We start from the raw sequence: 8,012 nt of genomic DNA, 5'->3' as shown, positions 1-8,012 counted from the left end.
AGCACCAGTCGTCGGGAATCTGGTGCCAGGGGGTGCCGGCCGGAAAGCCCTCGCGCGGGGCGCCGGTGGCCTCGTCGTAGACGTAGCCGCAGCCCGGGCAGCGGTAGGCGGCCATCAGGCCGCCACCTGGTAGCGGGCCAGCACCTTGGTGCGCAGCCGTGGCTGGATGTTGGCGCGGGTGATGTCGCCGTCGTAGTGCGCCAGCACCCGGTGATCCATCAGCCGCCGCCACAACGGCGGCAGGTAGGTCAACCCGATCAGCGACGCGTAGCCGCTGGGCAGGTTCGGCGCGCCGTCCATGCTGCGCAGCGTCTGGTAGCGCCGGGTCGGGTTGGCGTGGTGGTCGCTGTGCCGCTGCAGGTGGTACAGGAACAGGTTGGTCACCAGGTGATCGGAGTTCCAGCTGTGCGCCGGCGTGCACCGCTCATAGCGACCGTTGGGCAGCTTTTGCCGCAGCAGTCCGTAGTGCTCGAGATAGTTCACCGATTCCAGCAGGCTAAAGCCGTAGACCGCCTGGATGATCACGAACGGGATCAGCGCGGGCCCGAAGACCGCGATCAGCACGCCCCACAACACCACCGACATCAGCCAGGCGGTGAGCACGTCATTGCTCAGGTGCCAGGGGCTCTTGTCCAACCGGCGCATCCGGGCCGCCTCCAGCCGCCACGCCGAGCGCAGGCTGCCGGCGACGCTGCGCGGGAAGAACTCCCAGAACGTCTCGCCGAACCGCGACGATGCCGGGTCTTCGGGGGTGGCTACCCGCACGTGGTGGCCGCGGTTGTGCTCGATGTAGAAGTGCCCGTAGCAGGTCTGGGCCAGGGTGATCTTGGCCAGCCAGCGCTCCAACTCTTCCTTCTTGTGGCCCATCTCGTGGGCGGTGTTGATGCCGATCCCGCCCAGTGCGCCCACCGAGAGCGCCAACCCGATCTTGGCCGGCCAACTGAGCGACCCCTCGACGCCCAGCCAGCTCAGGTCCGACGCGGTGAACAGGTAGGCGCCCAGGATCACGCTGGCGTACTGGAACGGGATGTAGATGTAGGTGCAGTAGCGGTAGTAGCGGTCGTTCTCCAGCCGCGCCATCACCTCATCGGGGGCGTTCTGACCGTCCGGCCCGAAGCGCAGGTCCAGCAGCGGCAGCAGCACGTACACCAGGAACGGACCGATCCAGAACAGCGCTTGGGACGCCGTGTGCCACCCGGCCCGGTTCATCGCCCACACGATGGGCAGCACCACGAACAGCGCCGTCGGGGCGACCAGCCCCAGCAGCCATAGGTAGCGCTTCTTGTCCCGCCACGCCACCGCCTCGGTGGCTGGTTGGGTGCTCATCCTCGCCGAACCTCCTCGTGAGTTGTGACTTCCACCACGTGAGGTTGGACGTTACCCCGAGTTACGTCCGTTGTCTAGACAAAGGACGATGGTTTGTAAAACAAATGTGCTTAGGGCACCTTCATGTCCTCCGCGTCCTCGGTGGGCGCCGCCTCCCGGCGCGCCAGCACCGAGTGCCGGTAGCCGTAGCCGAGGTAGATCGCGACGCCGAGGACCATCCAGACGCCGAACCGGATCCAGGTGACCGCGGTCAGGTTCACCATCAGCCACAGGCACGCGCAGATCGACGCGATCGGCAGCACCGGCACCCACGGCGCCCGGAACCCGCGGGGCAGGTCGGGCCGGGTGCGGCGCAAGACGACCACCCCGGCCGACACCAGCACGAACGCGAACAGGGTGCCGACGTTGACCATTTCCTCGAGCTTGCCCATCGGGAAGGCCGAGGCGGTGACCGCGACCAGCACCGCCACCAGCACGGTGATCCGCACCGGGGTGCCGTGCGCACCGGTGCGGGCCAACCGCCGCGGCAACAGCCCGTCGCGGGCCATCGCGAACAGCACCCGGCACTGGCCCAGCATCAGCACCATCACCACCGTGGTCAGCCCGGCCAGCGCGCCGACCGAGATGACCGTGGACGCCCAGTGCACCCCGTTGGCCAGGAACGCGGTGGCCAGGTTCGCGTGGGTGCCGTCGGGGGCGTCCCGCAGCGCGGTGTAGGGCACCATGCCGGACAGCACCACCGAGACCGCGACGTAGAGCACGGTCACGATCGCCAGCGTGGCCAGGATGCCGCGCGGCACGTCACGCTGCGGGTTGCGGGTCTCCTCGGCCATGGTGGCGACCACGTCGAAGCCGATGAACGCGAAGAACACGATCGCCGCCCCGGCCAACACCCCGTAGCCGCCGTAATGGCTCGATGTCGCCCCGGTCAGCAGCGACAGCACCGACTGGTCCACCCCGGTGCCGGCGTGGTCGGCCTGCGACGGCGGGATGAACGGGGTGTAGTTGGCGGCTTTGATGAAAAACGCGCCGACGACCACCACCAGCAGCACCACCGCGACCTTGATCGCGGTGACCGCGGCGGAAAACCGGGACGACAGTTTGGTGCCCAGCGCCAGCAGGGTGGCGACCAGGGTAACGATCAGCAGGGCGCCCCAGTCCAGGTGGACGGCGCCGAGTGTGACGGTGCCGCCTGCGAAGCCGACCAGCGTGCCCAGGTAGGTGGACCAGCCCTTGGCCACCACCGCGGCCCCGATCGCCAACTCCAGCACCACATTCCAGCCGATGATCCAGGCCAGACCCTCGCCGAAGGTGGCGTAGGAGAAGGTGTAGGCGCTGCCGGCCACCGGCAGCGTGGAGGAGAACTCCGCGTAGCACACCGCGGCCAGCCCGCAGGTGATCGCGGCGATCACGAACGAGATCCAGATGGCCGGGCCGGTGATGTTGCCCGCGGTCGAGGCGGTGACGGTGAAGATGCCGGCCCCGATGACCACCGACACCCCGAAGACGGTCAGATCCCACCAGGTGAGGTCCTTGCGTAACCGGGTGCCCGGTTCGTCGGTGTCGGCGATCGACTGCTCCACCGACTTGATCCGCCATCGACCCGCCATCTGCGCGCCCCCTTGCCGTGCCTGCTTTCGCGGCAATGTACCGGTCGGCGCGCGGGGGCGGCGGCTCGCGGCGAGATTGCAGCCACGCAGGGACCCACTCGCACTTGTCCTGCGGCGTTGCAATCTCGAGGCGCGGCGGCGACCACCGGATCACATTCGCCGACGCCCAACGGCATTGGCCGCTACTTGGCCAGGGCCTTGTCCAGGTCGGGCTCCAGGTAGATGACCCGAGCCGCCGGGACGGCGGCGCGCACCCGCACCTCGGCGGCGTCAATGGTGGCCGCGACGGTGGCCAGATCCACCTGCGGCGCCAACGCGATCTTGGCCGCCACCAGCAGCTCGTCCGGACCCAGGTACTGGGTGCGGATATGGATGAGTCGTTCCACGTGGTCGGTGGCTTCCAACGCCGCCCGGATGGCCCGATCCTCCTCGGCGGTGGCGCCCTCACCGATCAGCAGGCTGTGCATCTCGACCATCAAGATGACCGCGACCACCCCCAGCAGCGCCCCGATGGCGACGGTGCCGACCCCGTCCCACACCGGGTCGCCGGTCAGCACCGTCAACCCGACACCGGCCAACGCGAACACCAGCCCGACCAGTGCGGCGGTGTCCTCCAGCAGCACCACCGGCAGCTCGGGGCTGCGGGAGTTACGGATGAACCGCCACCACGACTCGTCGCCCTTCAGCGGTCGCGACTCGACCATCGCCGTGCGAAAACTGAAGGCCTCCAAGCTGATTGCCACCAGCAGAATCGCCAGCGCAACGATCGGCGCACTGAGCTGCTCGGGGTGGATGATCTTGTGGTAGCCCTCGACCAGGGCGAACACCGACCCCAGGGTGAACAGCACCAGCGCCACCACGAACGACCAGAAGTAGCGGCTGCGGCCGTACCCGAACGGGTGCAGCCGGTCCGCGCCGCGCTGGGCCACCCGCTGCCCGAACAGCAGCAGCGCCTGGTTGGAGGTGTCGGCCACCGAGTGCACGGCCTCGGCCAGCATCGAGGAGCTGCCGGTGATCAGGTAGCCGATGAACTTGGCGGCGGCGATCCCGGCGTTGGCCGCCAACGCCGCCAGGATCGCCCGGGTGCTGCCGCCGGCGCTCACAGCCCGACCGTGGCGCGGAACAGCGTGCTGGGCCGCGCCGCGACCAACCGGATCGGCCCGTCGTCGGCGCCGACCCAGGCCGCCATCCCGCGGTGCAGCGTCAACGCCCCGGACTTGCCGTGCACCGTCGCCGACCCCTCGGTGCACAGCAGGATCTGCGGCCCGTCATGGCGGCACGGCGCATCCACCTCGTGACCGAGGTGGTCGCCGTCGAGGCTCAGCATCGACACCGCGAACTCCTCGGCGGGGGTGTCGTAGCTGCGCTCCAGCCCGTCGCAGTAGGTCGCCGGGCGCAGCGCGTCCTCGGTGGTGGGGGTGAAGTCCAGCACCCGCAACAGCTCCGGCACGTCGACGTGTTTGGGGGTCAACCCGCCGCGCAGCACGTTGTCGGAGTTGGCCATCACCTCGAGCCCGATGCCGCGCAGGTAGGTGTGCAGGTTGCCGGCCGGCAGGAACAGCGCCTCGCCGGGGGCCAGGTTGATCCGGTTGAGCAGCAACGCCGCCAACACGCCGGCGTCGCCCGGGTAGCGCTCCCCCAGCTCCAGCACCGTCTTGGCTTCGGCCGCGAATTCCGTTGCCCCGGAACTGACATAGTGGATGGCGCCGTCGAGCACCGCGGGCACCAGCACGTCGAGGTCGGGCTGCGGGGCGGTGATCCAGGTGGTGAACAGCGCGCGCAGCCCGTCGGCGTCGGACTGGCCGTGCAGCAGGTCGATGAACGGGTCCAGGTCCGAGACCGCCAGGGCCTGCAGCAGCTCGACGGTGCGCGCCGCCGGACGGAATCCGGCCAGCGCCTCGAACGGCTGCAGCGCCACCAGCAGCTCGGGTTTGTGGCTGCTGTCGCGGTAGTTGCGGATCGGGGAGGTGATCGGCACACCGAGCCGCTCCTCGCGCTCGAAGCCCTCCACCGCCTGCGCGGCGCTGGGATGGGCCTGCAACGACAGCGGCTCGTCGGCGGCCAGCACCTTCATCAAAAACGGCAGCGCATCGCCGAACCGCGCCCGGGCCACCGCCCCCAGCTGTCCCTCCGGGTCGGCGGCCAGCCCGTCCAGCAGCGAGACTTCCCCGTCGGCGGTGTGCAGCCAGGCCGGATCACCGGGATGCGCGCCCAGCCACAGCTCGGCTTCGGGATGGGTGGTCGGCACCGCGCGCCCGGTGAATTCGGCAATGGCGGTCCGCGATCCCCAGGCGTAGGTCCGTATCGCTCCGCGTAGCAGTTCCACTGTTCTGGTATTCCCCGTTATCCCCGCATCAGCCGCACGTACACGGCGGCCATCTCTAGCCGAACGGCTAATACTGCCAGCTGCAGCTCGGCGCGCCCCACACCCCCTGACGCTAGTGGCGCATCGGGGGCGTCCTGGACTCCGACCAGGTCGACGTCGGTCCGCCCGCCGATTCGTGCGGCCACCACCGGGCGCTCGGCGGCCAAGGTCAGCGCCAGCACCCGCAGCCGATCGGCCACCGGCCCATCGATCTGCTCGTCGTGAAACAGGTCGGCGTCGCCGCCGGCGTGCTGGGCGTGCAACGCCACCAGCGCATCGGCCAACCCGGTGGCCGCCGCCACGGTGTCGGCGGTCCGCAGCAGGATCATCGACGCGTGCCGGGCCAACGCCAGCGTCGCCGCGCAGTCCCCGGCCAGCGCGACCCGGCGCCCGGCCAGCCGGTCGGCCAGGTTCTTGGCCGCGTTGGTGAACACCTCCCGCCCGGCGCTGTTGCGCAGCGCCTCGGCGTCCAGTTCGTCGGCCAGCGCCGCCAGGTCGGTGCGCAGCCCGACGTCCACGCTGTTCAGCACGGCCAGCCCGGCGGCCAGGTAGCGGGGCAGCCCGAACTCGTCGGGCACGCTCAGCCGCGGCTCCAGCACGCCGACCCGGCCCGCGGTGCTATCGCGCAGCGGACCCGTGTACGGGGCGGCCACCACCACCCGCGCGCCGCGGCGCACCCCGGTGGCGGCGGCGGTGACCAGCGCCGGGTCGCCCGGGTCGTCGCCGGCGGCGACCAGCACGTCCAGCGGCCCGATCCACGGCGGTGCCTCGGCGACCAGCACGATCGGCGCGGCGGTCACCCCGCCGGCCGCGGCGGCCAGCATGGCCCCGGCGGTCTCGGCGGTGCCGCGGCCGGCCACCCAGATCAGGGTGCGCGGCCGGTCCTGGCCGCCGATCGCGTCCAGCGCGCCTTCGTCGGTGGCGGCGGCGGTGGCGCGCACTTGGGCACCGGCCATCGACGCCGCGCGCAGCAAACCGTCCCGGTCGGCGCCGAGCAGGGCCTCGGTGTCGTCGAGGTCGATCGTGGCGCTGGTGGCATTCACCGCGCCACCTCGGTCTGCGCGCCGGCCGCGGCGATTTCGGCCGCGACCTGGCTGACCACCGCGTCGACGTCGTCGACGCAGCGGGCCTCCACGTTCAGCCGCAGCAACGGCTCGGTGTTGGAGCTGCGCAGGTTGAACCAGCTGCCGTCGCCCAGGTCCACCGTCACCCCGTCCAGGTGGTCGATGGAGTGGATCCGGGTGCCGAACGACTTCAGCACCGCCTCGGTGGCCGCGGCGGCGTCGGTGACAGTGAAGTTGATCTCGCCGGAGGATTCGTAGCGCTGATAGTCGGTGGTCAGCTCGGACAGCGGGCGCTGCTGCTCACCGAGCGCGGCCAGCACGTACAGCGCCGCCAGCATGCCCGAATCGGCGCCCCAGAAGTCCCGGAAGTAGTAGTGCGCCGAGTGTTCGCCACCGAAGATGGCGCCGGTTTCGGCCATCAACGCCTTGATGTAGGAATGCCCGACCCGGGCACGCACCGGGGTCCCGCCCCGCTCGACCACCAACTCCGGCACCGCCCGCGAGGTGATCAGGTTGTGGATCACCGTCGCGCCGATTTCGCGCTGCAGTTCCCGGGCGGCGACCAACGCGGTGACCGCCGACGGCGAGACCGGCTCCCCCCGCTCGTCGACGACGAAGCACCGGTCGGCGTCCCCGTCGAAGGCGAGCCCGATATCGGCGCCGGTGGCCCGCACGTGCTGCTGCAGGTCGACCAGGTTGGCCGGGTCCAGCGGGTTGGCTTCATGGTTGGGAAAGGTGCCGTCCAGCTCGAAATACAACGGCAACAACGTGATCGAGCCGATCGCGCCCAGCACGGCCGGCGCGGTGTGGCCGGCCATGCCGTTGCCGGCGTCGACCGCCACCTTAAGCGGACGCAGCCCGGCGGTGTCCACCAACGAGCGCAGGAACGCGCCGTAGTCGGCCAGCACATCCTGATCGGTGACGGCGCCCGGCGCGCCGTCGTAGCCCGGGACCCCGGCGATCACCTCGTCGCGGATCACGCCCAGCCCGGTGTCCGCACCGACCGGCTTGGCGCCCGCCCGGCACAGCTTGATGCCGTTGTAGGCGGCCGGGTTGTGGCTGGCGGTGAACATCGCGCCCGGGCAATCCAGCAAACCGGAGGCGAAATACAGCTGGTCGGTGGAGGCCAACCCGATCTGCACCACGTCGAGGCCCTGACTGGTCACCGCGGCGGCGAAGGCCGACGCCAGCGGCGGCGAGCTGTCCCGCATATCGTGGCCGACCACCACCCGGCGCGCGCCCTCACCGCGCACCAGCCGGGCAAAGGCGGCGCCGACGTCGGCCACAAAGGATTCGTCGATCTCCGCACCGACCAGGCCGCGCACGTCGTACGCCTTGATCACACGGTGGACAGCCGCAGCGGGCCGAGACATTGACAGGGCTCCTGACGATGGGGACTTCTTCTGAGCAAGCCTAGCCCGGCTCGGTGCGTTGACTCTGCGCCTACCAGACGGGTTACTCGAACTTTTGCGGGGTGACGGCAGAGTCAACGCCGAAATGCCGGGTGTCAGTCGGCGGGGTCGGGCAGCACCCGCAGGTGGCCACGCCGACGGCCGGTGCCGACCGGCCGCGGCGGGGGCGGCGCCAACACGCTGCTGGCCGGCGCGCCGGCATGCGAGGGTGACAGCTGGCCGTCCGGTTCGGAGA

The 8,012-nt window shown here is 70.5% G+C and carries 7 protein-coding genes; all 7 read right to left on the bottom strand.

Features of this window, described 5'->3' with window-relative positions:
• Positions 1-115: rubredoxin (locus BKN37_RS24405; protein ID WP_071029515.1), on the bottom strand; the 115-nt coding region annotated here is incomplete at its 3' end.
• The gene (locus BKN37_RS24400; protein WP_071029513.1) at positions 115-1,326 is read right to left on the bottom strand and encodes an alkane 1-monooxygenase; all 1,212 of its coding nucleotides are present in this window, start codon (positions 1,324-1,326) and stop codon (positions 115-117) included. The genes BKN37_RS24400 and BKN37_RS24405, both read right to left, overlap by 1 nt.
• A 110-nt stretch (positions 1,327-1,436) precedes the next feature.
• Positions 1,437-2,936, bottom strand: a complete 1,500-nt coding sequence (locus tag BKN37_RS24395; RefSeq protein WP_071029511.1) for an amino acid permease — start codon at positions 2,934-2,936, stop codon at positions 1,437-1,439.
• Between the two features lie 182 nt (positions 2,937-3,118).
• Positions 3,119-4,039: a cation diffusion facilitator family transporter gene (locus BKN37_RS24390; RefSeq protein WP_071029509.1), complete on the bottom strand. Its 921-nt coding sequence runs from the start codon at positions 4,037-4,039 to the stop codon at positions 3,119-3,121.
• Positions 4,036-5,262 carry a mannose-6-phosphate isomerase, class I gene (gene manA, locus BKN37_RS24385; RefSeq protein WP_071029507.1) on the bottom strand — a complete coding sequence of 409 codons (1,227 nt, stop codon included), beginning with the start codon at positions 5,260-5,262 and terminating at the stop codon, positions 4,036-4,038. Before manA ends, BKN37_RS24390 begins: the two co-directional genes overlap by 4 nt.
• Positions 5,263-5,279: 17 nt before the next feature.
• Positions 5,280-6,344, bottom strand: a complete 1,065-nt coding sequence (locus BKN37_RS24380) for a TobH protein (RefSeq protein WP_071029505.1) — start codon at positions 6,342-6,344, stop codon at positions 5,280-5,282.
• Positions 6,341-7,738, bottom strand: coding sequence for a phosphomannomutase/phosphoglucomutase (locus BKN37_RS24375; protein WP_071029504.1), 1,398 nt, complete (start codon positions 7,736-7,738; stop codon positions 6,341-6,343). The genes BKN37_RS24380 and BKN37_RS24375 overlap by 4 nt, the downstream gene beginning before the upstream one ends.
• Positions 7,739-8,012: the final 274 nt, after the last annotated feature.

Origin of the sequence: Mycobacterium talmoniae (assembly GCF_001854525.1) — a bacterium.
GTDB classification, from domain to species: Bacteria; Actinomycetota; Actinomycetes; order Mycobacteriales; family Mycobacteriaceae; genus Mycobacterium; species Mycobacterium talmoniae.
Note: the sequence above shows the minus strand (reverse complement) of the source record. Positions and strands in the feature narration are given on the sequence as shown.